General features: G+C 64.6%; 19 protein-coding genes. 5 read left to right on the top strand and 14 right to left on the bottom strand.

The features are described 5' to 3' along the window. Window positions 1-91 precede the first annotated feature (91 nt). The 13 genes from P5705_RS17230 to P5705_RS17170 form a co-directional block, all read right to left on the bottom strand. Window positions 92-2,866, bottom strand: coding sequence for a hybrid sensor histidine kinase/response regulator (locus tag P5705_RS17230; protein ID WP_277462073.1), 2,775 nt, complete (start codon window positions 2,864-2,866; stop codon window positions 92-94). Window positions 2,867-3,001: 135 nt separating this feature from the next. After that, on the bottom strand, window positions 3,002-4,297 hold the full coding sequence (purD, locus tag P5705_RS17225) for a phosphoribosylamine--glycine ligase (RefSeq protein ID WP_277462072.1): 1,296 nt from the start codon (window positions 4,295-4,297) through the stop codon (window positions 3,002-3,004). A 132-nt stretch (window positions 4,298-4,429) separates the two neighbouring features. Beyond that, entirely contained in the window at window positions 4,430-6,037 is a 1,608-nt protein-coding gene (purH, locus tag P5705_RS17220) for a bifunctional phosphoribosylaminoimidazolecarboxamide formyltransferase/IMP cyclohydrolase (RefSeq protein WP_277462071.1), read from the bottom strand. 79 nt (window positions 6,038-6,116) lie between these two features. Further along, on the bottom strand, window positions 6,117-6,437 hold the full coding sequence (fis, locus tag P5705_RS17215; RefSeq protein WP_011535876.1) for a DNA-binding transcriptional regulator Fis: 321 nt from the start codon (window positions 6,435-6,437) through the stop codon (window positions 6,117-6,119). Then, entirely contained in the window at window positions 6,434-7,447 is a 1,014-nt protein-coding gene (dusB, locus tag P5705_RS17210) for a tRNA dihydrouridine synthase DusB (protein WP_277462070.1), read from the bottom strand. The genes fis and dusB overlap by 4 nt, the downstream gene beginning before the upstream one ends. A 311-nt stretch (window positions 7,448-7,758) precedes the next feature. After that, complete coding sequence (locus P5705_RS17205) at window positions 7,759-9,096, bottom strand: DUF3426 domain-containing protein (protein WP_277462069.1); 1,338 nt, start codon at window positions 9,094-9,096, stop codon at window positions 7,759-7,761. 43 nt (window positions 9,097-9,139) lie between these two features. After that, window positions 9,140-10,018, bottom strand: a complete 879-nt coding sequence (prmA, locus tag P5705_RS17200) for a 50S ribosomal protein L11 methyltransferase (protein ID WP_277462068.1) — start codon at window positions 10,016-10,018, stop codon at window positions 9,140-9,142. 310 nt (window positions 10,019-10,328) lie between these two features. Continuing rightward, window positions 10,329-11,684, bottom strand: a complete 1,356-nt coding sequence (accC, locus tag P5705_RS17195) for an acetyl-CoA carboxylase biotin carboxylase subunit (protein WP_277462067.1) — start codon at window positions 11,682-11,684, stop codon at window positions 10,329-10,331. Window positions 11,685-11,701: 17 nt separating this feature from the next. Next, the gene (accB, locus tag P5705_RS17190) at window positions 11,702-12,169 is read right to left on the bottom strand and encodes an acetyl-CoA carboxylase biotin carboxyl carrier protein (RefSeq protein WP_277462066.1); all 468 of its coding nucleotides are present in this window, start codon (window positions 12,167-12,169) and stop codon (window positions 11,702-11,704) included. Between the two features lie 98 nt (window positions 12,170-12,267). Further along, window positions 12,268-12,720, bottom strand: a complete 453-nt coding sequence (gene aroQ / locus P5705_RS17185; protein WP_011535870.1) for a type II 3-dehydroquinate dehydratase — start codon at window positions 12,718-12,720, stop codon at window positions 12,268-12,270. Between the two features lie 177 nt (window positions 12,721-12,897). Beyond that, on the bottom strand, window positions 12,898-14,655 hold the full coding sequence (locus P5705_RS17180; protein WP_277462063.1) for a protein-disulfide reductase DsbD: 1,758 nt from the start codon (window positions 14,653-14,655) through the stop codon (window positions 12,898-12,900). 226 nt (window positions 14,656-14,881) lie between these two features. After that, entirely contained in the window at window positions 14,882-15,661 is a 780-nt protein-coding gene (locus P5705_RS26450) for a methyl-accepting chemotaxis protein (protein WP_431196954.1), read from the bottom strand. 1,378 nt (window positions 15,662-17,039) lie between these two features. Next, window positions 17,040-18,656, bottom strand: a complete 1,617-nt coding sequence (locus P5705_RS17170) for a response regulator (protein ID WP_277462061.1) — start codon at window positions 18,654-18,656, stop codon at window positions 17,040-17,042. 247 nt (window positions 18,657-18,903) lie between these two features. Between P5705_RS17170 and P5705_RS17165 the strand changes: the two genes are divergently transcribed. The 5 genes from P5705_RS17165 to P5705_RS17145 all read left to right on the top strand — a co-directional run bounded on the left by P5705_RS17165 (window position 18,904) and on the right by P5705_RS17145 (window position 23,848). Further along, window positions 18,904-19,971: a DUF2333 family protein gene (locus P5705_RS17165; protein ID WP_213658463.1), complete on the top strand. Its 1,068-nt coding sequence runs from the start codon at window positions 18,904-18,906 to the stop codon at window positions 19,969-19,971. A 1-nt stretch (window position 19,972) separates the two neighbouring features. Further along, on the top strand, window positions 19,973-20,509 hold the full coding sequence (locus P5705_RS17160) for an NUDIX hydrolase (RefSeq protein WP_277462059.1): 537 nt from the start codon (window positions 19,973-19,975) through the stop codon (window positions 20,507-20,509). Between the two features lie 261 nt (window positions 20,510-20,770). Continuing rightward, window positions 20,771-21,142 (top strand): translation initiation factor Sui1, encoded by a 372-nt coding sequence (locus tag P5705_RS17155; protein ID WP_277462058.1) that lies wholly within the window; start codon window positions 20,771-20,773, stop codon window positions 21,140-21,142. Window positions 21,143-21,294: 152 nt separating this feature from the next. Further along, window positions 21,295-23,208, top strand: coding sequence for an arginine decarboxylase (gene speA / locus P5705_RS17150; protein ID WP_011535862.1), 1,914 nt, complete (start codon window positions 21,295-21,297; stop codon window positions 23,206-23,208). Between the two features lie 184 nt (window positions 23,209-23,392). Next, on the top strand, window positions 23,393-23,848 hold the full coding sequence (locus P5705_RS17145) for an REP-associated tyrosine transposase (RefSeq protein WP_277462056.1): 456 nt from the start codon (window positions 23,393-23,395) through the stop codon (window positions 23,846-23,848). A 223-nt stretch (window positions 23,849-24,071) separates the two neighbouring features. Here the strand turns inward: P5705_RS17145 and P5705_RS17140 are convergent, their stop codons facing one another. After that, window positions 24,072-25,022 (bottom strand): transposase, encoded by a 951-nt coding sequence (locus P5705_RS17140; protein ID WP_277462054.1) that lies wholly within the window; start codon window positions 25,020-25,022, stop codon window positions 24,072-24,074. Window positions 25,023-25,240: the final 218 nt, after the last annotated feature.

Raw genomic sequence — 25,240 nt, 5'->3', positions numbered from 1 at the left:
GCACGGAACCTGTAGGAGCGGCTTCAGCCGCGAAGCAGCCGCCTCGGTGCGTGGCACCCGCTTTTGCGGGTGATCGCGGCTGAAGCCGCTGCTACAGGATGTGCGTGGTGTCGTCGGAGACCACCTGCCGCTGCCCCGCCCAGAACTGGATCAGCTCGCGCAACTGCGACAGCTCCACCGGCTTGGCCATGTGTCCGTCCATGCCCGCCAGGCGCGCGCGCTCCTTGTGCTCGCTGAGGATATGCGCGGTCAATGCCACCACCGGGGTGCGTGGGCGGCCATTGGCGGATTCCCAGGCGCGCAGCTGTTGCGTGGCGGAGAAGCCATCGAGCACCGGCATCTCGCAGTCCATCAGGACCAGGTCGTAGTGCCTGGCCTTCATCGCCTGCAGGGCTTCCTCGCCATTGCTGGCGGTGTCCGGCTCGAGGTTGAGCTTGCCGAGCATGCCGCGGATGACTTTGGTCGAGATACTGTTGTCCTCGGCCACCAGGATGCGGAAGTCGTTGGGCAGGTCCAATGGCTGCGGGATGCTGCCCGGTAATGCTGGGGGCGCTTGCTCGCGGCCACGCAGGGCCAGTTCTTCGGCGAGGGTGGTCTTGAGCGTGTAGCCGGCCACCGGCTTGGCGAGAATGCGCTTGACCCCGGCATTACGCGCGATGACTTTACTGGGTGCGTTGCTGATGCCAGTGAGCATGACCACCAGGATGTCATGGTTCAGGCTCGGGTCTTCCTTGATCTTGGCCGCCAGTTGCATGCCGGTCATGCCGGGCATGTTCTGGTCCAGCAGCACGGCATCGAAGTAGTCGCGCAGGTGCGCCTTGGTGCGCAGCAGTGCCAGCGCCTCCTTGCCCGATGGCACCGCGCTGACGTTCATGCCCCAGGCACTGCATTGCTGCACCAGCACCTTGCGGCAGGTGTCGTTGTCGTCGACCACCAGCACCCGCGCGTCGCGCAGCGGGCCGTCGAGGTCGGTGGGCGGTTGCTCCAGGCGCAGCGGGTCGAGTGGCAGCGTCAGCCACAGGGTGTTGCCCATGCTGGTGCTGGTCTTGATGCCGAATTCGCCCTGCATCAGCCCGATCAGTTGCTTGGCGATCACCAGCCCGAGGTGGCCGCCGAGCTTGTTGCTGGAGAGGAAGTGGCGGCTGTGCAGTTCGGCTTGCAGCAGGGCGTCGCGCTCGGCCGGTGGCATGGGCTCGCCGCTGTCCTGCACGGCGATGCGCAGGCGCGGGGCGTCGCCACGCTGGTCGAGGGCGACCACCAGCAGGATCTCGCCCTGGTCGGTGTTTTTCAGTGCGTTGTCGAGCAGGCTCGACAGCGCCTGGCGCAGGCGCGTCGGGTCGCCACTGACCACCCGTGGCACCTGTGGCTGGGTGAAACTGATCAGTTCGATGTTCTGCTGCTCGGCTTTGGCCCGGAAGATGTTCAGGCAGTCCTCGATCAGGGCGTTGAGGTCGAACTGCACATCGTCGAGTTCGATCTGCCGCGACTCGAGCTTGGAGATATCGAGAATCTCGTTGATCAGGGTGAGCAATTCGTTGCCGGCGCTGTGGATGGTCTGCACATAGTCGCGCTGCTTGACCGACAGGGGGGTGTCCAGCAGCAGCTCGGTCATGCCCAGCACGCCGTTCATGGGGGTGCGGATTTCGTGGCTGATCTTGGCCAGGAACTCGGCCTTGGCGTTGATCTCGGCGTCGCTGGCAGCCAGGGCGCGGCTGGCGCGGAAGCGTTCCTCGCTGATGCGCCGCAGGCGTTCGCTGACGGCCAGGTTGAGCAGCAGGCCGCTGGCCACGGTCAAGGCCATGAGGATGCACAGCAGCCAGGGCGTCGGGGTGCGGGTCAGGCCCAGCAGCGCCGGCAGCAGCACCAGGCCACCGAGGTTGTAGACCAGCATGGCCACGGCGAACAGGCGCGCAGGCGTGTAGCCCCGATGCCAGTGATAGCAGCTGACCAGCAACATGCTCAGGCTGCCGATGGCGAGCAGGGCATAGGTCATCAGATTCAGCGGCAACGTATCGACGAACAGCAACACCAGGCCGCTGACACCTGCCACCAGCATTTCCAGATGCAACAGACGGGTGAGCCGCGCCGAGCCGCAGGGTGAGAAGAAATGCACGGTGAAATACAGGCCGGCCAGGCCCGCCAGCACCAGGGTGAGGTAGGCGGCCGGGGTCTGGGCGCTGTACCACAGGTGCCACCAGGGGCCGCTGAGGTTAAGCAGGATAAGGGCGCTGAGCAGCATCAGGGCGTGGTACAGCGCCAGCACCAGCGTGGTGCTGGAGCGGGTGTAGGCGAAGCGGATCAGGTTATGCAGGATCAGCATTATCAGCCCGCCGAACAGCAGGCCGAACAGCAGCGACTGGCGCTGGTCGGCGGCGGCGTGGGCGGTGGACTCGACACTGATGGCCGGGCGCAACTGGTGCTCGGAGACCAGCCGCAGGTAGATATCCAGCGGTTGGCTACTGTGCGGCAACGGCAGCACATGGTCCCGGCCACGCTGGGTTGGGCTGATGCCATCTCCTTGCCTGCCGTGGTGCAACTGGCGTAGCAGCTTGCCGTCTTCGAGGGCGTAGAGGTCCAGGCGGGACAGGTCGGGAGCGAAGATACGGACCAGTTGCTCCTGGTCGTTCGGTTCCAGGCGGTAATGCAGCCACAGCGCCTGGTCGGGGAGGGCGGCATCCAGTTCTTCGAGGGCCAGTGGGCTGAACTGGTTGCGGTAACGCTCGGAGCGTACGTCGGAAAGCTGCAGGTTGGCCTGCTCGTCGAGCAGCGCGGACCAACCCCCGGCCTGGTCGGCGTTGGCCGGGAGCAGGCAGAGCAGGGTCAGCAGGCTGACGATCAGGGCAATGGCAATCCGAAGCCGACGCACGACGAAATCCCTTCTTAGCTAATGTGCCGGGTAACAACTATGCGCGGCGCGCCAAGGCGAAGGCAAGGCCCCGAAGGGCCTTGTCGACGAGCCGAAGGCCGCACGCACCGGGCGCGGCGGCCATTCGGTGCAGTATTACTGCTGGTGTTCACCGCGCTCGCGGGCGATGGCCCGATAGCCGATGTCAGTACGGTGGAAGCTGCCGTTCCACTTGACCTGCTCGGCCAGGCGGTAGGCCTGCTGCTGCGCCTGGGCCACGGTGTCGCCCATCGCGGTGGCGCACAGTACGCGGCCGCCGTGGGTCACGACCTGGCCATCCTTGAGCGAGGTACCGGCATGGAACACCTTGCCTTCGAGCTTGGCGGCAGCGTCCAGGCCGCTGATCACGTCGCCCTTGTTGTAGTCGCCCGGGTAGCCACCGGCAGCCAGCACCACGCCCAGGCTCGGGCGTGGATCCCACTGTGCTTCGACCTTGTCCAGGGCCTTGGCGAACGCGGCTTCCACCAGCAGTACCAGGCTCGACTCAAGGCGCAGCATGACCGGTTGCGTCTCCGGGTCGCCGAAGCGGCAGTTGAACTCGATGACCTTGGGGTTGCCCGCCTTGTCGATCATCAGGCCCGCGTAGAGGAAGCCGGTGTAGACGTTGCCTTCCTCGGCCATGCCACGCACGGTCGGCCAGATCACCTGGTCCATCACGCGCTGGTGCACGTCGGCGGTGACCACCGGGGCGGGGGAGTAGGCGCCCATGCCACCGGTGTTCGGGCCGGTGTCCTTGTCGCCTACGCGCTTGTGGTCCTGGCTGGTGGCCATGGGCAGCACATTGTGGCCGTCGACCATGACGATGAAGCTGGCTTCCTCGCCGTCGAGGAATTCTTCGATCACCACACGCGAACCGGCTTCACCGAAGGCATTGCCGGCGAGCATGTCGCGTACGGCGTCTTCGGCTTCCTGCAGGGTCATGGCGACGATCACGCCCTTGCCGGCGGCCAGGCCGTCGGCCTTGATCACGATGGGGGCGCCTTTCTCACGCAGGTAGGCCAGGGCCGGCTCGATCTCGGTGAAGTTCTGGTAGTCGGCGGTGGGAATCTTGTGGCGAGCCAGGAAATCCTTGGTGAAGGCTTTCGAGCCTTCCAGCTGGGCCGCGCCCTTGGTCGGGCCGAAGCAGTCCAGGCCACGGCTGCGGAACAGGTCGACCACGCCGATGACCAGCGGTGCCTCAGGGCCGACGATGGTCAGGTCGACGTTCTTTTCGGCGAAGTCGGCCAGTTGTTCCAGGGCGGTGACGTCGATGGCGACGTTCTCGCACTTGGCTTCAATGGCGGTGCCGGCGTTGCCCGGGGCGACGAAGACTTTCTCGACGCGTGGGTCCTGGGCGACTTTCCAGGCCAGGGCGTGCTCGCGGCCGCCGCTGCCGATGATCAAAACTTTCATGTCAAAACCTCTGTCTGGCGGCGATCCCCGGCCCTTGTAGGAGCGGATTCATTCGCGATTGCGGCGGTGAGTCCAGCATCGCATCGCGGATGAATCCGCTCCTACAGGGCCCGGGATCGGCCTGGTATCTGATTAGTGGCGGAAGTGGCGCATGCCGGTGAACACCATGGCGATGCCGGCTTCATCAGCGGCAGCAATCACCTCGGCGTCACGCATCGAACCACCCGGCTGGATCACGGCGCTGATACCCACTTTAGCCGCATTGTCGATGCCGTCGCGGAACGGGAAGAACGCGTCCGAGGCCATGACCGCGCCCTGCACCTGCAGGCCGGCGTGCTCGGCCTTGATAGCGGCGATGCGCGCGGAGTTGACACGGCTCATCTGGCCGGCGCCGACGCCGATGGTCTGGCGGTTCTTGGCGTAGACGATGGCGTTGGACTTGACGAACTTGGCGACTTTCCAGGCGAACACCAAGTCGTGGATTTCCTGCTCGGTCGGGGCGCGCTGGGTGACGATCTTCAGGTCGTCGGCGCTGATCATGCCGATGTCGCGGCTCTGCACCAGCAGGCCACCGTTGACGCGCTTGAAGTCCCAACCGGCGGCGCGCTCGGTTGGCCATTCGCCGCACTCCAGCAGACGCACGTTCTGCTTGGCGGCCACGACTTCGCGGGCGGCCTGGGAGATTTTCGGGGCGATGATCACTTCGACGAACTGGCGTTCGACGATGGCTTTCGCGGTTTCGCCATCCAGCTCGCGGTTGAAGGCGATGATGCCGCCGAAGGCCGATTCGGTGTCGGTGGCGTAGGCCAGGTCGTAGGCCTTGCGGATGCCGCCTTCGTCTTCCGGGACGACCGCGACGCCGCACGGGTTGGCGTGCTTGACGATGACGCAGGCTGGCTTGACGAAGCTCTTCACGCACTCCAGCGCGGCGTCGGTGTCGGCCACGTTGTTGAACGACAGCTCTTTGCCCTGCAGCTGGATGGCGGTGGAAATGCTGGCTTCGCCTTTCTTCGCCTCGACGTAGAACGCCGCGCTCTGGTGCGGGTTCTCGCCGTAGCGCATTTCCTGGGCCTTGACGAACTGGCTGTTGAAGGTGCGCGGGAACTCGCTGCGGTCTTCGGTCGACAGGGTCGCTTTAGCCTGGTCGATGGTGCCCATGTAGTTGGCGATCATGCCGTCGTAGGCGGCGGTGTGCTCGAAGGCCTTGAGCATCAGGTCGAAGCGCTGGGCGTAAGTCAGGCCGCCAGCCTTGAGGCTGTCGACGACACCGGCGTAGTCGCTGGCGTTGACCACGATGGCGACGTCCTTGTGGTTCTTCGCCGCCGAACGGACCATGGTCGGGCCGCCGATGTCGATGTTCTCGATGGCGGTGGGCAGGTCGCAGCCCGGCTTGCTGATGGTGGCTTCGAACGGATACAGGTTGACCGCGACCAGGTCGATCGGCTTGATGCCGTGCTCGTTCATGATGGCGTCGTCGGTGCCGCGACGGCCGAGGATGCCGCCGTGGATCTTCGGATGCAGGGTCTTGACCCGGCCGTCCATCATTTCGGCGAAGCCGGTGTAGTCGGCCACTTCCACCGCGTTCACGCCGTTATCCTTGAGCAGCTTGTAGGTGCCGCCGGTGGACAGGATCTCGACACCGAGCTGCTGCAGCTCACGGGCGAATTCGAGGATACCGGTCTTGTCGGAGACGCTGATCAGGGCGCGGCGGATCGGCAGGCGGGTAGTCTGGTCGGTCATTTCAGATTCCATAACGCGGTGGAGTCAGCAAAAAAGGCGCCTCTTTGCATGAGCGCCTTTTCTGGTTGGGGTTCTGGCCTTACAACAGATCGTACTGCTTGAGCTTCTTGCGCAGCGTGCCTCGGTTGAGCCCGAGCATCTCGCTGGCCTTGGTCTGGTTGCCCTTGACGTAGTTCATCACGCATTCGAGCAAGGGCGCCTCGACTTCCGAGAGCACCAGGTTGTACACGTCCGTGACGGTGGCGCCTTCCAGGTGGGCGAAGTAGTTGTGCAGCGCCTTCTCGACGCTGTCGCGGAGCGTCTGGCCCTCCTCGCTCGGCGTGTTCAGGTGCTGCTTGAGGTTGGCGTTGTCGCTCACGGGCGTTGTTCCACTCACTAATGTCTCGGTCATCATCGTCATGCGGCCACCCCTTGTTCGTCCTCTGTCCCAAGGCTCTGTCGACGTTCAGAGAAAAAGGCCTGAACGTTGGCGCACTGCGCTTGTGTGTCTTCCAAGGCGTTGAACCGGCTGCGGAACTCCTTGCCGCCGGGTCGGGTCGCCAGGTACCAGCCAACGTGCTTGCGGGCGATACGCACGCCCATCACATCGCCATAGAAGGCATGCAACGCGGCCAGGTGTTCCAGCAGAATGCGTTCCACTTCATCCAGCGCCGGTGCGGGCAGGTGCTCGCCCGTGCGCAGGTAATGCTCGACCTCGCGGAAGATCCACGGCCGCCCCTGGGCGGCGCGGCCGATCAGCAGGCCGTCGGCGCCGGTGGCGTCCAGCACCGCCCGGGCCTTGTGTGGCGAGGTGATGTCGCCGTTGGCGAACACCGGGATCGACACCGCCTGCTTGATCGCGGCGATGGTGTCGTACTCGGCGTCACCGGTGTACAGGTCGGCGCGTGTGCGGCCATGCACCGCCAGCGCCTGGATACCGGCCTGTTCGGCGATCTTCGCCACGTTCAGGCCGTTCTTGCTCGCCCGGTCCCAGCCGGTGCGGATCTTCAGCGTCACCGGCACCTCCACTGCGCCGACCACGGCGTGGAGGATCTCGCTGACCAAGGCTTCATCTCTCAATAAAGCAGAGCCTGCGGCTTTGTTGCAGACTTTTTTTGCCGGGCAGCCCATGTTGATGTCGATGATCTGTGCGCCGGCTTCGACATTCGCCCGGGCCGCCGCCGCCATCATCTGTGCATCGCCACCGGCGATCTGCACCGAACGCGGCTCCGCGTCGCCTTCATGGATGCGGCGCAGGCTCGACTTGCGGCTGTTCCACAGGCTCATGTCGCTGGTGACCATCTCCGATACCACCATGCCCGCCCCGAGGCGTTTGCAAAGTGTGCGGAAAGGCTGGTCCGTGACCCCGGCCATGGGCGCGAGGATCAGGTTGTTCTGCAGTGTGTAAGGGCCGATGCGTACCGCCGACATAGGTGTTCCCTGTTGTGGGGCCGAATCATTGGAGTTCGAAAAAGGGATGGCATGATACCCGCTCTCGATGACCGGATAAAGATGAATCTGGATAAAATCTGAACAGTTGCGGCGTTATGACACGAGGGCGTGAGCCTGGGTTTTCAGCCGCTCATGCGCATCCGGGGCCCCACTGGCCTGACTCGACCTCTGTAGGAGCGGCTTCAGCCGCGATCACCCGCGAAGCGGGTGCCCGGAAGCGTGATACCCGCATCGCGGCTGAAGCCGCTCCTACAGAGCGCGTTGTTACCTGGGGCCTTGCCGTCCGTCGGCTACTCCGGCGAACGGAAGCTCAGGCTGTAGTTCACCGCCTTCGGCCCCGGGTCGAGGATGTCCAGGGCGATGTGGATCGGGGTCTGGCTGGGCATCTCGCCACGGCCCGCCAGTTCGCCCGACAGGTACTCGCTGGGCTTGAAGCGCCGGCTGGCAATCAGCTGGCCGTTGAGGTCGGCGAAGCGCAGCTCCAGCAGGGGGAAGGGCTGGGCGAAGGGCGCACGGTTGTAGATGATCGCGTCGACGATCAGCGCGCCCTTGAAGTCCGGGTGGCTGCGCACCACCAGGTTGCTGCTCTTGATGCGCGAGATGTCGACACGGGTCGGTACCTGGCAGCCGACCATCGGGCACAGCTGCTGGAACCAGGGGCGGTACTGGTCCTGGCGGGCCATCTCGTCGAAATGGAACCAGACGTACTGGAACGCCAGCAGGCCGGCGGCCAGCAGGGTCAGGAAACCCCACAGCAGGCGCTTGCCCCAATTCGGTGCGGGCTTTTCCCAGGCCAGTTGCAGCGGATCGTCGACCACGTCGACCAAGGGTTCCTTGTTCGGGCGCTCAGGCTTGCCCTGCAGGCTGGGTTCCAGGCGCTCGATGGGGTGATCGTCCAGATCGTCTTCGTCATGGGCTGACAGGCGTTCGCCACGCACCTCGTCGTCCACTGCGGACAAGCCTTTTTCAGGTAGCGGTTCATCGTGAGTGGCGAGAGGCGTGCCCGGCGTGTCGAAGTCATCGTCCAGCGCCTGGTGGCGTACCGGTGGCTCATCGTCGAGGTCGAGATCGGTCGTGCCCAGGGTGGGTTCGGTGCGTTCGTCGATGACCGGGTCCCGTTCAAGCGGCGCCTGTTCCACCAGCACCGGGGCCGTTTCGCGCTCCGCTGCCGGGGCCAGGTCATCGTCGGTGGCGGTGCCGAACAGCTCGTCTGCAGGTTCCTCGGTGCCTTGATCGTCACGCCGGGCGTGCAGCGTGCTACCGGTGATGGCCGCCTGGCGCTCGGCCGGGCTGCGACGTTCCAGGCGCGCGAGCTCCGAGTCCAGATCGAGGGCGTCCAGCTCCTCGGCGGTCACCGCCCAGTCGTCTTCGTCCGCTGCGGGTGGTTCGGCGACCGGCGGTGCCACGGGCATCACTGGGGCCGTGGGCGCAGGCTCGGCAGGCTCGGCAGGCGCGGCGGCGCCCCGGTCGCTGGCGGCGCGGTTCTGCTCCAGCAGCTGCTTCGCCGCATTGAACACCTGCAGGCAGTTGCCGCAGCGCACCACGCCGCGGGCCACGCTCAACTGGTGATGGGTGACGCGAAAGCTGGTCTGGCAATGCGGGCACTGGGTGACGAAACTGTCGGTCATGCGGCGGTCCGGGGAGCTGTGCAGGAGTTGAGTCTAGGCGCGCTTAGCGGCGGCGGCCACTGATGCGTACCCAGCCATCGCGAACGACGATCGGGTCCAGCTCGAAGTCGGCGGCATAGGCGGCGGCCACCTCCTCACCTTGTTCGGCGAGGATGCCCGACAATGCCAGCAGGCCGCCGGGGCGAACCAGGCCGGACAGTTGCGGTGCCAGCGATACCAGCGGGCCGGCCAGGATGTTGGCGACCAGCACGTCGGCTTGCATGGCTGGCATCTGCTCGGGCAGGTACAGGGCGAACAGATTGTCGGCGATGCCATTACGCTGGGCGTTGTCGCGGGAAGCTTCCAGGGCCTGCACATCGATGTCGGTGCCGACCGCTTCTCGGGCGCCGAGCAACAGCGCGGCGATGGCGAGGATGCCCGAGCCGCAGCCGAAGTCCAGCACTTGGGTGCCTTGCAGCTGTTGTCCGTCGAGCCATTCCAGGCACAGCGCGGTGGTCGGGTGGGTGCCGGTGCCAAAGGCCAGGCCCGGGTCGAGCAGCAAGTTGACCGCGTCCTTCTCCGGCGCCTCGTGCCAGCTCGGGACGATCCACAGGCGCTGGCCGAAGCGCATGGGCTGGAAATTGTCCATCCAGCTGCGCTCCCAGTCCTGGTCCTCGATCACTTCGGCCTGGTGCTCGGGCAATTCGGCACCGGTCAGCAATTGCAGGTGGGCGAACACCGCGTCAGGCTCGGCGTCGGCCTCGAACAGGGCCAGCAGGTGCGTGTGCGACCACAGCGGGGTGGTGTTGAGGTCGGGTTCGAAGATCGGCTGGTCTTCGGCGTCCATGAACGTCACCGAGACGGCGCCTACTTCGAGCAGGGCGTCTTCGTAGGTTTCGGCTTGTTCCGGGCTGATGGCCAGGCGTACTTGCAGCCAGGGCATGGCGGGCACCTTTGGTAAATCGACAGGGGCAGCCCGAGGCTGCGCGAAAAGGCCGCCAGTTTACGCGAGAGTTGGGGGTTTGTAGAGCAGGGCAGGAGGCGGCGAACAGCGCGCGGCACTTGTAGGAGCGGCCTTGTGCCGCGAAAGGACTGCGAAGCAGTCCTAGGGTTTCAGTGTGGGGCATGGATTGCTGGGGCTGCTGTGCAGCCCTTTCGCGGCACAAGGCCGCTCCTACAGGTCCGTGCGGGCCTTTTGGCAAGCAATAAAAAACCCCGGCACGGGGCCGGGGTTTTTCATCACGCTAACGCGATCACTCCTGGTTGGCCAGTTTGTGCTCGAGGTAGTGGATGTTGACGCCGCCTTTGCAGAAACCTTCATCGCGCACCAGGTCGCGGTGCAGCGGGATGTTGGTCTTGATGCCGTCGACGACGATCTCGTCCAGGGCATTGCGCATGCGCGCCATGGCTTCGTCGCGGTCCTTGCCGTAGGTGATCAGCTTGCCGATCAACGAATCGTAGTTCGGCGGAACCGAGTAGCCGCTGTACAGGTGCGAGTCGACGCGCACGCCGTTGCCGCCCGGGGCGTGGAAGTGCTTCACCTTGCCTGGGCTCGGGATGAACTTCTTCGGGTCTTCGGCGTTGATCCGGCACTCCAGCGAGTGGCCACGGATGACCACGTCTTCCTGGCGGAACGACAGCTTGTTGCCAGCGGCGATGCTGAGCATCTCCTTGACGATGTCGATGCCGGTGACCATTTCCGAGACCGGGTGCTCGACCTGGACGCGGGTGTTCATCTCGATGAAGTAGAAGCGGCCGTTCTCGTACAGGAACTCGAAGGTACCGGCGCCGCGGTAGCCGATCTCGACGCACGCATCGACGCAACGCTTGAAGACTTCCTGGCGGGCCTTCTCGTCGATGCCCGGGGCCGGGGCTTCTTCCAGTACTTTCTGGTGACGGCGCTGCAGCGAGCAGTCACGGTCGCCCAGGTGCACGGCGTTGCCTTGGCCGTCGGACAGTACCTGCACTTCCACGTGGCGTGGGTTGGTCAGGAACTTTTCCAGATACACCATCGGGTTGCCGAACGCGGCACCGGCTTCGGTACGGGTCAGCTTGGCCGATTCGATCAGGTCTTCTTCCTTGTGCACCACGCGCATGCCGCGACCACCACCGCCACCGGCGGCCTTGATGATCACCGGATAGCCGACGTCGCGAGCGATCGCCAGGGCAACCTCTTCGTCTTCCGGCAGCGGGCCGTCGGAGCCTGGTACGGTCGGCACGCCCGACTTGATCATGGCGTCCTTGGCCGAAACCTTGTCGCCCATCAGGCGAATGGTGTCGGCTTTCGGGCCGATGAAGGCGAAGCCGGATTTTTCCACCTGCTCGGCGAAGTCGGCGTTTTCCGCGAGGAAGCCGTAGCCCGGGTGGATGGCGGTGGCGCCTGTCACTTCGGCGGCGGCGATGATCGCCGGGATGTGCAGGTACGATTCCTTGGACGATGCCGGGCCGATGCAGACCGACTCGTCCGCCAGGCCCAGGTGCATCAGTTCACGGTCGGCCGTGGAGTGCACGGCGACGGTCTTGATGCCCAGCTCTTTGCAGGCACGCAGGATCCGCAGGGCAATTTCCCCGCGGTTGGCGATCAGGACTTTTTCAAGCTTCCCAGACATCGTTGGTTCTCCGCGAATCAAACGATGGTGAACAGCGGCTGGTCGAACTCAACCGGCTGGCCGTCTTCCACCAGGATGGCGTCGATCACACCGCCGATCTCGGCTTCGATGTGGTTCATCATCTTCATGGCTTCGACGATGCACAGGGTGTCGCCCTTCTTCACGGCCTGGCCGACTTCAGCGTAGTTCGGCGAAGTTGGCGAAGGCTTGCGGTAGAAGGTGCCGACCATTGGCGAGCGCACCACGGTGCCTTTCAGGGCTGGCGCGGCGGCAGCGGCTTCAGCGGCCGGGGCGGCAGCGGCAACCGGTGCAGCGGCGGCGACCGGGGCGGCCATCGGAGCCGGGGCGGCGAAGTACTGGGCGCCGGCCGGGGTCTTGCTGTGACGGCTGATGCGAACGGACTCTTCGCCTTCCTTGATCTCCAGTTCGTCGATGCCAGACTCTTCCAGCAGTTCGATCAGCTTCTTGACTTTACGGATATCCATTAATCATCAACTCCCAAGGTTCGGTCGGGGACGTAATTTGAAAACGTGTCGAAAACGTTTCTTCTGAGCCTCGGCCCGTGGGCCAAGACCTTGTGTCATCAGGGCTGTGCGTTGGCAGCCAGGTGTTCCAGCGCCGACTCCAGGGCCAACCGGTAACCGGTGGCGCCGAGGCCGCAGATCACTCCCACCGCGACATCGGAGAAGTAGGAGTGGTGACGGAACGGTTCACGCTTGTGCACGTTGGAGAGGTGCACTTCGATGAATGGGATGCTCACCGCAAGCAATGCGTCACGTAATGCGACGCTGGTGTGGGTGAAAGCGGCCGGATTGATCAGGATGAAGTCCACGCCTTCGTTGCGCGCGGCGTGGATACGGTCGATCAATTCGTACTCGGCATTGCTCTGCAGGTATTGCAGATGATGGCCGGCGGCGCGGGCGCGCTGCTCCAGGTCCTGATTGATCTGCGCCAGAGTGGCGGCACCGTAGTGACCCGGTTCGCGGGTCCCGAGCAGGTTCAGGTTGGGGCCGTGCAGCACCAGTAGGGTTGCCATCTGCGATTCCTTGGTTTTGTAGGGCAATTCGACATAGCGCGGCGACTATGCCGGAACCGGCGCTGGGTGTCCAGTTCCCGGCAATAGCCGGCACGATGTCCGAGGTTCGCGCAAAGTATGTGACCAGATGATTAACTCTGGTCACTTGTTGCGAGATTTTTCACCGGCCGCAGGGAGTTATAGACCGAGTTGGCCACGCACGCGCGCCAGAACCTGGGCGAAATCGCCGGCGTTTATCTCGCCAATCACCCGATCAGTGGTCAGTTCGCTGCCGTTCGCCGCAAAGAACATCAACGCGGGCGGGCCGAACAGGCGGTAGCGGTCGAGCAGGGCGCGCTGTTCGGCGTTGCTCTCGGTGATGTCGAAGCGCAGCAGGCGGAAGGCGCCCAGTTGCGCCCGTACCTGCTCGGCGTTGAGCACTTCGTGCTCGATCACCTTGCAACTGATGCACCAGTCGGCGTACCAGTCCAGCAGCACCGGTTGGCCTGCGGCCTTGGCTTCGGCCAGGGCGGCGTCGAGGGCGGACGGGGTGGTGATGGTTTGCCAGGTATTGGTTTGCACCGCCGTCGCGGTGCTGGCGACGACCGGTGGGGGCAGCGGGCGCAGCGGGTCGCCCTGGCCGCTCAGGGCGCCGTACCCGCAGGCCAGGGCGTACACCAGCAGGGCCAGGCCGAGCAGTTGCGCCAGGCGCTGGCGTGGGGTCTTGACCACGAATTCCAGGGCGCCGAGGAACAGCGCCACGCCGCCGGCGAGCAAGCCGACCAGCAGCAGTGTGACCGGGCCAGGCAGCACGCGGCTGAGCAGGCCGATGGCCAAGCCCAGCAGCAATACGCCGATGGCGTTCTTTACCGTGTTCATCCATGGGCCGCTCTTGGGCAGCCAGGCGGCGCCACCGGTGGCCACCAGCAGCAGGGGGGCGCCCATGCCCAGCCCCAGGGCGAACAGTTTCAGGGCGCCGCCCAAGGCATCGCCGCTGGCACTGATGTACAGCAGCGCGCCGGCCAGGGGCGCCGAGACGCAGGGGGATACCAGCAAGCTGGAGAGCACACCGAGCACCGCCGCGCCCAGCAGCGAGCCGCCCTTGGTGCGATGGGCGAGGGTGTCCAGGCGGCTGCTCAGGGCATGCGGCAGCTTGAGGTCGAACAGCCCGAACATGGCCAGGGCGAACAGCGCGAAGAACGCCGCGAACGGCACCAGCACCCAGGCCGATTGCAGGCGCGCCTGCAGGTTCAGGCCGGCGCCGAACAGGCCCATCAACGCACCCAGCACGGCGAAGCTGGCCGCCATCGGCAACACGTAGGCCAGCGACAGCGACAGCCCGCGCAGGCCACCGACCTGGCCGCGCAACACCACGCCGGAGAGGATCGGCAGCATGGGCAGCACGCACGGGGTGAAGGTCAGGCCGACCCCGGCGAGGAAGAACAGCAGCAGGGATTTCCAGGTCCAGCCCTGCTCACCGGCCACTGGCAGCGGGGCGCCTTCGCCATCGATGGCCAGCCGTTCGGTTTCCGGTGGGTAGCACAGGCCCTTGTCGGCGCAGCCCTGGTAGCCCACCAGCAGGGTGAAGGCGCGCGGGTCGTTGCGCGGCACCTCGATGTCGAGCACGCCGTGGTACACCTCGACGTCGCCGAAGAACTCGTCGTGCTTGGCTTCACCCTTGGGGATGTCCGGGGTGCCGAGCTTGATGTCCGCAGGTTCGCTGCGGAACTGGAAGCGGTGGCGGTAGAGGTAGTAGCCGTCGGTGGCGACGAAGCGCAGCTTGATGCTTTGCGCGTCGGCCTGGACCAGGCTGAGCTTGAAGGCCTCGTGCACTGGCAGGAAATCGGCGTTGTTGGAGGCGGCGCCGAGGGTGGCGCTGGGGCGGTTGTCGAGCAGGCCCGTGGCGAAGGCGGGGCTGGCCAGCAGCAGGAACAGCAGGAAAAACAGGCGGCGCATGGCGGACTCGCGAGGTGGAACGTGGCGGGCATGATAGCGGAGTTGGCTGCAGTTGGGGCCACGTTGCCTGCGGGGGCGACACATGGCCGCTGGCTTGTCGGTGCCTGTGCAGGCCCTTTCGCCGGCAAAGCCGGCTCCTACATGTGCCCTGCCAGCTTCAGGATCGACGCCATACCTGTAGGAGCCGGCTTTGCCGGCGAAAGGGCCGGTATTGCTGGCATTTTTCTCAAAGGCGGAACGCCCGCACTGCCGTGTTCAGCTCACTTCCCAGCTTGAGCAACTGCTCCCCCTGCTCACGCCCTTCACCAATGCGCTGCAGGTTGTCCTCACCCAATTCATGAATCCTTTCGCTGTGATCGCGAATCTCGCTCACCGCCCCGGTCTGCTGCGCGGTCACATCGGCGATGCGCACCGCGGTGTCGGAAATGGTGCGAATTGCGCTGACGATCTCGTCCAGCGCGCCATCGGCCGATTGCGCCTGGCTGGCAGTGGCCTCGGCATGCTCCAACTGCGCGCGCATGCCGAGCACCGACTCGCGAGCGGCCTGTTGCAGGCGATCGATCAGCGCCTGGATTTCCCCGGTGGCGCCCGTGGTGCGCTGGGCCAGCGAGCGCACTTCATCCGCCACCACGGCGAAACCACGGCCCATCTCGCCGGCCCGGGCCGCCTCGATGGCCGCGTTGAGGGCCAGCAGGTTGGTCTGCTCGGCGATCGCGCGGATCACCGTGAGCACGCCACCGATGGTCGCCGACTCCTCGGCCAGTTGCTCGATCATGCGGGCGTTGCCCTGCACTTCGTCGACCAGCGAACGCAGGCCGGACAGGCTCTGGCCAATCACCGCCTGGCCCTGCTCCACGGCGCGCCCGGCATCGCGGCTGGCGTCAGCGGCCGAACTGGCATCGCCGGCCACCTGCTGGATGGTCGCCTCCAGTTCGCCCAGGGCATCGCGGATCTGCGCGGTGTCGCCGGCCTGGCGCTCGGCGCCGTCGTGCAGGGCGCTGCTCATGCCCGCCAGGGCGTGGCTGCTGCCGGCGACCTGCTCGGCGTTGTGGCGGATGGTGCCGACCAGTTCCACCAGGTACTGGCGCAGGCGGTTGAGCGATGCCTGGATGTCGTGCAGTTCGCGGTTGCTCCTGCCCAGCGCGATGGCCTGGGCGAAATCGCCCTCGGCCCAGCGCGACAGGGCCGGGGCCAGGCCGGTGAGGGTGCGGGCCAGGCGACGTTGCAGGGTGTCGATGAGCAGGGCGATGAGCAGGATCAGGCCGATCATCAGGCCCTGGATCAGGCGTACCTCGCCAGCGATCGTGGCGTGCAGGCCGCGCACCTCGGGCTCGAGGCCGGCGATGGCCTGCTGCACCGCCTCCAGGCGCTCGCCGGTGCTGGCGGCCAGGGCGGCGCGGCGCTCGATCTGTTCGCGGGTGCGCTGCAGTTCGGCGGGGTAGCGGCCGAGCAAACTGTGCAGCTCGCGCTTCAGGCCCACGGCGATGTCCTCCTGCTGGGCGCTGGCCTGGGCCTGCAGGCCCATCATCGCGGCGAAGTCGTCGGCATTGGATTCGGCGGCGCGGGTGACACCGAGCAGTGGCAGGCCGTCGATGACCTGGGCTTGGGCGGCGATCAGTTGCAGCTCGCGCTCCACCTCGTCGGCCAGCTCGGCGCGGCCACTGCTGACCAGCTTGTCGCGGGCCAGGGACAGGCGGCCGAGGTGCAGCGAAGCCTCGAACAGGGGCGCCAGGTAGCGACCGGCGTCAGGGCTGCCGCTGTCGCGGGCGTAGCCGGCCAGTTGTTCGAGATTCGCTCCCTGCTCCCGCTCGGCTTGCAGCAACAGGGCCTGGGGGTCGCCGGCCAGTTTGCCGGCGGCGAGCAGTTCATTGGCGGTGAAGGCTTGCAGGCTGTCCAGGCTTGGCCGCAGCTTGGCCGACAGGTTTTCCGGCCAGTCCGCCAGGGCCGCCTGCAACTGTTTGCTGGCTTCCATGGCCGAGGCATGGCGCAACGCGTCGCCGCTGGCCAGGTAGGCTTGGGTGTTGCGCGCGGCATCGTTCTGGAACTGCTGCGACAGGCCCAGGTAGCGCTCCATCATCTGATAAGGGCGCTCCAGGGCGCGCTGCGACCACCACAGGGTGGCGCCCAGGGCGATACACACGGTCACCAGCAACAGGGTGTTGAAATTGGTCAGCCACTTCAGGCGCATAGCCGCGAACTTCCTGCGGGGGGAGGCGCCTGAAGTTATTGCTGTTTTGTGACGGGGTGATGACGGTGGCGGGTTGGCGCCCTAAAAAAGTGGCACAGTGCCGGTATCCGTAGGAGCCAGCCTTGCTGGCGAAGATGCCAGCGCCGATGGTCCGGGTGTGTCGGTTCGCCAGCAAGGCTGGCTCCTACAGATCAGGTCAGGGGTCGACTCTCACGACGCAGTTGCGGCCGGCATGCTTGGCCCGGTACAGCGCTTCGTCCGCCGCGCTGGCCATGGTCAGCGCATCGAGACGGTCGGCCAACTGCACCACCCCGGCACTGAACGTGCACTGCAGGTCATGAGGTTGCGCGGGGTAGTGGATCTCGGCGAAACGTCGGCGGATCTCGTCCAGCACCTTGTGCGCGGCCTCGAGCGCGGTGTTGGGCATGACGATGGCGAACTCCTCGCCACCGTAGCGGCCGATGTAGTCGGTCTTGCGCAGGCGCTGCTTGAGGAACAGCGCCAGGCTCTTGATCACCCGGTCGCCCATGGGGTGGCCATGGCGGTCGTTGATCTTCTTGAAATGGTCGATGTCGAGCATGGCGAAGCTCAACGGCTGTTCCTCGCGGCGGGCGCGGAAGCTGCAGTCCTCGAGCAACTGCAGGATATGCGTGTGGTTGTACAGCCCGGTCAGGCTGTCGCGCACCATCCGCGCCTTGAGGTGGCGGGCGCGGGCGGCGCGGTTGCGCACCGTGGTGATCAGGTGGCGCGAGCGGATCGGCTTGGTGAGGAAGTCGTCACCCCCTTCGCTCATGGCATCGAGCTGCTTGTCCAGGTCGTCCTCGGCCGACAGGTAGATGATCGGCACGCTGACATAGCGGTCGTTGTGGCGGATCACCTTGGCCAGTTCCGTGCCGCTGCACTCGGGCATGTACATGTCGAGGATGATCAGGTCGGGCTGGAAGTCGGCCAGCTCGCTCATGGTACGGATCGGCTCGGTGAGTGTGCGGGTGATGATGCCGGCGCTGTTGAGCAGGCGCTCGGTATGCATGGCCTGGGCACGGGAGTCGTCGATCACCAGCACGCGGAACGGGTCGTACTGGGTGGCGCTGGTCAGCAGCTCGACCTTTTCCAGCAGGCTGGAGGCCTCCAGGGTGCCGGTCAGGAACTCCTGGCCGCCGGCGCGCACGGCGGCCAGGCGGGTCGGGGTGTCGGTTTCGTGCAGGCTGAAGAACAGCAGCGGAATGCGTTGCTCCAGCCCCTGCTGGGACTGGGCGGCCAATTGCAGGCCGATGCCGGGGCCGGTGAAATCCACGTCCATGATGATCGCCGACGGCAGGCGCTCGCTCATCGACGCCTGGAACGCCTCGGCGCTGTACAGGGCCTGCACGGTCAGGCCGAAGAATTCCAGCTGCTGGGCCAGGCGCTCGGCGCGGTCATGGTCCTGCAGGACGATGTACACCGGCTTGCGCAGGGGCGGCAGGGGCACGTTGTCGAGCTGGTCGCCCTTGCGCAGGCCGGTGCGCGACAGGCGCTGCATCAGGCGGTTGAGTTCGCCGATCAGCTCGGAGTTCAGCCGTGCGCTGTTGGCCTCGATGGCGCGCAAGGTCTGGCCGATGGCCGCCGACAGGGTGCCGTGCTCGGGTTGTTCGAAGCGCTCGGCGTAGCGCTGCAGGCGCAGGTTGGCCTCGCACAGCTCGCCCAGGTCGCCGTTGGACCATTCGCCACGTTGCAGGCGTTGCCAGATCTCGAGGATCTGCCGGGCCTGGTGGATGACCCGTTGGGCGAAATGCTGCTTGAGGCGCTCGTGGCTGGGCTCGGCTGACTGGGTCATGTCCTGACTACTTATAAGGGGAGGGTTCAGGTTCGATGATGGCTCTATGCTAGCACTGCTTTCCGACAAGCGAGTGCCCGAGGTCAACAAAGTGTTTACGGGACGAATATTCAGTTGCTGACCCACTGGTCGCTTATACGAATGGCGGCGTCTGCTTTATAGTGCTGCGACGCGGGCTTGTCGTGGCACCCTGGCTGCGGCCTGTGGTCCAAGCCCTGAACTGTCGAGACTGATTAAGGACAATGCCATGCTGGATTGGAAAAACCGCGAGGCCAAGGCCGAGCCCCGCGAGCGGGTCGATACCCGTCGCGCCGCCACCCGTAGCTACCTGGGCGGCCTCTGGAGCCGGGCCCTGGGGACCCTGATCGGCTTGTACCTGCTGGTGTGCGTCGGCCTGGGCTGGTATTGGAGCCAGGAGCCGGCGCTGTTCCCGGTGCAACAGAATGCCCAGGCCGCTGCCGAGCGCAACGGCCAGCAGATGGTGGTCGGCTATACCACTGTCGAAACCCTCAAGACCGTCGCCGGCACCCTGCTCGACAAGCCGGGTGGCTATATCTCCAACGACCGCTTCCCGCCGGGGCTGTGGATGGACAACATGCCGAGCTGGGAGTACGGCGTGCTGGTCCAGGTCCGCGACTTGTCCCGCGCCCTGCGCAAGGATTTTGCCCGTTCCCAGTCGCAGTCGACCGAAGACGCCGACCTGGCCAAGGCCGAGCCGCGCTTCAACTTCGACAACAAGAGCTGGATCCTGCCGTCGAGCGAGTCGGAGTTCGAAGAGGGCATCAAGTCGCTGAGCCGTTACCAGACTCGCCTGGCAAAGGGCGACCAGGGCGCGATCTTCTACACCCGTGCCGACAACCTGAACAACTGGCTGGGTGACGTGGCCACCCGCCTGGGCTCGCTGTCGCAACGCCTGTCGGCCAGCGTTGGCCGGGTCAAGCTCAACAACACCCTGAAGACCGAGTCCGTGGCACCTGGCCAGGCACCGCAGGTCGACGAGGAAGTGGTCGAGACGCCTTGGCTGCAGATCGACAACGTGTTCTACGAGGCCCGTGGCCAGGCCTGGGCCCTGTCGCACCTGTTGCGCGCCATCGAGGTGGATTTCGCCGACGTGCTGGCGAAGAAGAACGCCACGGTCAGCGTGCGGCAGATCATCCGCGAACTGGAAGCCTCGCAGGAAGCGCTGTGGAGCCCGATGGTGCTCAACGGCAGCGGCTTTGGCATGTGGGCCAACCACTCGCTGGTGATGGCCAACTACATTTCCCGAGCCAACGCCGCGGTCATCGACCTGCGCCAACTGCTGTCCCAGGGCTGAGATGCCTATCAACCCTGCCGAGGTCGCGCACCGCGCGGCCTCCGACGCCGAACTGGTGGCCTGGGTCGACGAGCATGACCAATTGCTCGGCGCCCTGCCCAGGGCCGAACTGCGCGAGCGCGGCCTGATCGGGCGCTGCACCTTCATTCTGCTGTTCAACAGCCGTGGTGAGTTGTGCGTGCATCGTCGCACCCTGAGCAAGGCGCTGTACCCGGGCTACTGGGATGTGGCGGCGGGTGGCATGGTCGCCTGCCAGGAAAGCTATGACCAGTCGGCGGCCCGGGAGCTGGCCGAGGAGCTGGGCGTGAGCGGCGTCGAGTTGCGTTTTCACGAGACGTTCTACTTCGAGCAGCCGGGCAATCGCTTGTGGTGCGCGGTGTATTCGGCGGTCTGGGACGGGCCGCTGCGGTTGCAGCCGGAAGAGGTGAGCGAGGCGCGGTTCGTCAGCTTGCAGGCGGTCGAGGACGAGTGTGTAAAGAAGCCGTACTGTCCGGATTCGCTGGTGGCCTTGCAGCGGTACACGGCGAGTCAGGGATGATTGCGTTGGGCCTGTTCGTCGGCAAGTCGGCTCCTGCACCGTCCGTGGGAGCCGGCTTGCCGGCGAACAGGCCAGCGAGGTCGCAAAACATTCGTAAAATGGCGCAATCCTGTACTTAGCAACCGCCGGATTTATCGTTACACTGCGCGCCCTTTTCGGGCTGTCGCAGGACCTTGCGACAGTAGCGCCGCCCCTGCCAGAGTGGGGCTTCGCGGTCGGCTCCCGTCGACCAGTTTTTGTCCTCAGCACAGAGGAACAAAAGTGGCCAAGAAAGCTTCTTCCTTCGCCGCCCTAGGCGGTCTCGTATATTCCACCGATGCCGGTCGGCACTGCCCCGACTGTGGCAAACCGGTGGACGCCTGCATCTGCAGCCAATCGGTCATCCCCGAAGGGGATGGCATCGCCCGTGTGCGCCGTGAAAGCAAGGGGCGTGGCGGCAAGACCGTGACCACCATCACCGGCGTGCCCCTGCCCCTCGACCAGCTCAAGGAGCTCGCCAGCACGCTCAAGCGTCGCTGCGGCACCGGCGGCGCGCTCAAGGACGGGGTCATCGAGATTCAGGGCGACCACGTCGAACTGTTGCTCGGCGAGCTGATCAAACAGGGCTTCAAGGCGAAGAAATCCGGCGGCTGAGGCCGTCGCGCGACTTTTCGCCCAGCGCTTTCTAAACTCGATGCCGTGGCCAGGGTCTATCCGGGGGCACGGACGATTCGTCATTTTCAGCTTCTACACTGCGCCCGCCACCTGACGGGGCAGTGTCTTGGACTTATCTATAGGGGACTTGAATGTCCGTACGACGCACACGCAAAGACGATGGCAGCCAGTGGACCGTGGCCGACAGCCGCAGTGTTTATGGCATCCGCCATTGGGGCGCTGGTTATTTCGCCATCAATGAAGCCGGGCGCGTCGAAGTGCGCCCCAACGGCCCGGACAGCGCCCCGATCGACCTGTTCGAGCAGGTCCAGGAGTTGCGCCAGAGTGGTTTGTCGCTGCCGCTGCTGGTCCGTTTCCCGGACATCCTGCAGGACCGCGTGCGCCAGCTGACCGGCGCCTTCGACGCCAACATCGCGCGCCTGGAATACCAGAGCCAGTACACCGCGCTGTACCCGATCAAGGTCAACCAGCAGGAAGCGGTGGTCGAGAACATCATCGCCACCCAGAACGTTTCCATCGGCCTGGAAGCCGGCTCCAAGCCCGAGTTGCTGGCGGTGCTGGCGCTGGCTCCGAAAGGCGGCACCATCGTCTGCAACGGCTACAAGGACCGTGAGTTCATCCGCCTGGCGCTGATGGGCCAGAAGCTCGGCCACAATGTGTTCATCGTGATCGAGAAGGAGTCCGAGGTCGCCCTGGTGATCGAGGAAGCCGCGGAGCTGAAGGTCAAGCCGCAGGTCGGCCTGCGCGTGCGCCTGTCGTCGCTGGCGTCGAGCAAGTGGGCAGACACCGGGGGCGAGAAGTCCAAGTTCGGCCTGTCCGCCGCCCAGCTGATCTCGGTGGTGCAGCGCTTCCGTGACGCCGGGCTCGACCAGGGCATCCGCCTGCTGCACTTCCACATGGGCTCGCAGATCGCCAACCTGGCCGACTACCAGCACGGCTTCAAGGAGGCCATTCGCTACTACGGCGAGCTGCGTGCCCTGGGCCTGCCAGTCGATCATATCGACGTCGGCGGTGGCCTGGGCGTTGACTACGACGGTACCCACTCGCGCAACGCCAGCTCCATCAACTACGACATGGACGACTACGCCGGCGTGGTGGTCGGGATGCTCAAGGAGTTCTGCGACGCGCAGGGCCTGCCGCACCCGCACATCTTCTCCGAGAGCGGCCGCTCGCTGACCGCGCACCACGCCATGCTGGTGATCCAGGTGACCGACGTCGAGAGCCACAACGACGAAATGCCGGTGATCGAGAACAAGGAGAGCCTGCCCGAGACCGTGCAGTGGCTGGCCGACCTGCTGGGTCCGACCGACATCGAGATGGTCACCGAAACTTACTGGCGCGCCACCCACTACATGGGTGACGTGGCCGCGCAGTACGCTGATGGCAAGCTGACCCTGGCCGAGAAGGCACTGGCCGAACAGTGCTACTTCGCCGTGTGCCGTCGCCTGCACAACTCGCTCAAGGCCCGCCAGCGTTCGCACCGCCAGGTGCTGGACGAGCTGAACGACAAGCTGGCCGACAAGTACATCTGCAACTTCTCGGTGTTCCAGAGCCTGCCGGACACCTGGGCTATCGGCCAGGTACTGCCGATCATCCCGCTGCACCGCCTGGACGAAGAGCCGCTGCGTCGCGCGGTGCTGCAGGACCTGACCTGCGACTCCGACGGCAAGATCAACCAGTACGTCGACGAGCAGAGCATCGAGACCAGCATGCCGGTGCATGCGGTCAAGGTGGGCGAGGACTACCTGCTGGGTGTGTTCCTGGTGGGCGCGTACCAGGAGATCCTGGGCGACATGCACAACCTGTTCGGTGACACCGACTCGGTGAACATCTACCAGAATGCCGATGGCAGCGTGTACCACGCCGGTATCGAGACTCACGACACCATCGAGGACATGCTGCGCTATGTGCACCTGTCGCCGGAGGAGTTGATGACCCACTACCGCGACAAGGTGGCCAGCGCACGCATCAGCGCGCGGGAACGCACGCAGTTCCTCGATGCGCTGCGTCTTGGCTTGACCCGGTCTTCCTACCTGTCTTCGTAATCACTGGGGCCGCTTTGCGGCCCTTTCGCGGCACAAGGCCGCTCCTACAGCAGGTCGCGACTACCTGTAGGAGCGGCCTTGTGCCGCGAAAGGGCGCCACCGAAAGCACAATCTGAAATGCTTTCTCCTAAAGTAGTTCGGCCCATGCGGCTAACTTTGAATGCAATGTTCAAAGGAGTGAAGCATGGAACATCAAGGCAACCATCGTCTGCGCAGAGGGCGCTATTCAGAGACAGGTCGTCCATACCTGCTTACAACCATTACCCGAAATCGCATACCGCTCTTCACTGACCTGCTCTTCGCCAGGACAGTCATCCAACAATTTTGTTTGAGTGAGCAGGAAGGCGCTTGCCAGTCCTTGGCTTGGGTACTTATGCCAGATCACCTGCACTGGCTAGTCGAACTCAGGAAAGACAGCTTGAGCAGTCTGATGTGTGCATTCAAATCCAGAAGCAGTTGCGCGCTCTTTCGTGCCGGAGCAGACCGTCAACGTATCTGGCAGCCAGGCTTTCACGATCGGGCTTTGCGTAAAGATGATGACATCAAGGCAGCTGCCCGTTACATCATTGCCAATCCTATTCGTGCAGGGCTGGTCAAACGCGTTGGCGAGTATTCACATTGGGATTGTGTGTGGCTGTAGCTTTTGTAGGTGAGGGCTGCGCCCTCATTTCGCGGCACAAGGCCGCTCCTACAGGCGGTCGCGAATTCTTGTAGGAGCAACTGTCTTGCTCAATTTCTAGAATCTAGCGTGACCCCTGTGGGAGCGGGCTTGTCCCGCGAACACGGGCGAAGCCCGTGCATCCACCACGGTGTCGACTTCGTGGGCAAGGCCGCTTCCACGCGGCTCATGCTGCGTTCTGGATTTACGTTGTACTTTCAGGCTGCGGTAGCACTAGGTCGCGCCATGATGTACCCGTTCTGAGCATGGCATTTAGCCGCACGATGAACGTCCTCATGCAGGCCACGATAGCGACCTTGGGAAGTTTTCCGCGCTCGCGCAGTGACTGATAACGAGCCTTGAGTGCTGGGTTGTACTTCATCGCCACAAGGCATGCCATGTACAGCGATCGCCTGACCGCAAATCGCCCGCCAGAGATAGAACGCTTACCCACGGATTTCCCGCTGTCGTGGTTGAAGGGCGCCACTCCGACCAGGGAGGCAATTTCTTTGGACTCAACCCGACCCAGCTCCGGCAGCAGCGCGATTAGTTTGCCCGCTGTCACCATCCCAATGCCTTTCACCTCAATCAGCTGGGCAACCCGCTCGTCGTTTAGCATCGGGGTTTGCTGTTCGATCTCACGTTCAACCAGTTTGATCTGCGCTTTGAAGTGTTTCAGGTTGGCATTCAGGTAGTTAGCAACTGCAGTCGATTGCACCTGCTTCAGGCGCCTCAGGTCGTCATCTCGCTGTTGAACCAACCGATCACGTTGCTGAAGCAGCTCTCGCAGAAGGACTCGTTCTGGGCTGATTCGCAGAGAGGGTTGATCTGGAATGACTTCGGCATAGTGCGCCAGAACCTCGGCGTCGATGGCGTCGGTCTTGGCCTTGATGCCCAAGGAATCAGCGAATGACCTGGCTCGCTTGGGATTGACGCGTATGACCTTGTAGCCAGAGTCCTGTAGAAAACGCATGACCTCTCGCTCGTAGCCACCCGTTGCCTCTAACAGGACGCGCTTGATACTGAGCTTGCGAAGGCTCTTCAGTAGCGCCTCAAAGCCTGCCGGATCATTGCTCACATGAATCTTGATGCCCTGGGGCCGCACCGCGACATCCAGGGAGAGACTGGAAACATCGATACCCAAGAAGGAAGCCATCACCAAAACCTCCTAGACTCAACACAGTGAGAGGACTTTGGCTTGGCCCACGCTTGTGATTCGAGATCAGAGCCGCATCCAACTGTTCGGGCTCTCGCCAAAGTGGAACGGTGAATGGCAGCTTGTGCTCCTACTCGTGCTCAAGGCACCTGCGGCATTCAGCTTGCCATTCACCGCTCTCACTCCAGATTCTAATCCCCCATCAAGACACAAGCGGC

Origin of the sequence: Pseudomonas entomophila, assembly GCF_029478665.1 — a bacterium.
Taxonomy (GTDB): Bacteria; Pseudomonadota; Gammaproteobacteria; order Pseudomonadales; family Pseudomonadaceae; genus Aquipseudomonas; species Aquipseudomonas entomophila_F.
This window is presented reverse-complemented; position numbering and strand designations above follow the sequence as displayed.